This is a genomic window from Bowmanella dokdonensis (assembly GCF_017254865.1).
Classification (GTDB): Bacteria; Pseudomonadota; Gammaproteobacteria; order Enterobacterales; family Alteromonadaceae; genus Bowmanella; species Bowmanella dokdonensis.
Map to the genome: position 1 here is coordinate 1 of NZ_JAFKCV010000278.1, position 312 is coordinate 312.

At 54.5% G+C, this 312-nt stretch carries 1 protein-coding gene; it reads left to right on the top strand.

From position 1 onward, the window contains the following. The coding region (locus J0A66_RS22570; protein ID WP_206576052.1) for a peptidase U32 family protein at positions 1–312 on the top strand (312 nt) is incomplete at both ends.

Below are 312 nucleotides of genomic sequence, written 5' to 3' on the forward strand. Positions count from 1 at the left end.
GTATCCTGATGTGGAGTTGCATCTATCTGTGCAAGCGTCAGCCACCAACACCGCGGCCATTACTTTCTATCAGCAACAATTTAATGTGCGCCGGGTGGTATTGCCAAGGGTGCTGTCTATTCATCAGGTTAAACAGTTGGCGCGTCAATGCTCGGTTGAACTGGAGGTGTTTGCCTTTGGCAGTTTGTGCATTATGGCCGAGGGGCGCTGTTATCTGTCGTCCTATATGACGGGAGAATCGCCTAACACCGCCGGAGCCTGCTCGCCCGCGGCTCATGTGCGTTGGCAGGAAACCTCGCAAGGGCTGGAGTC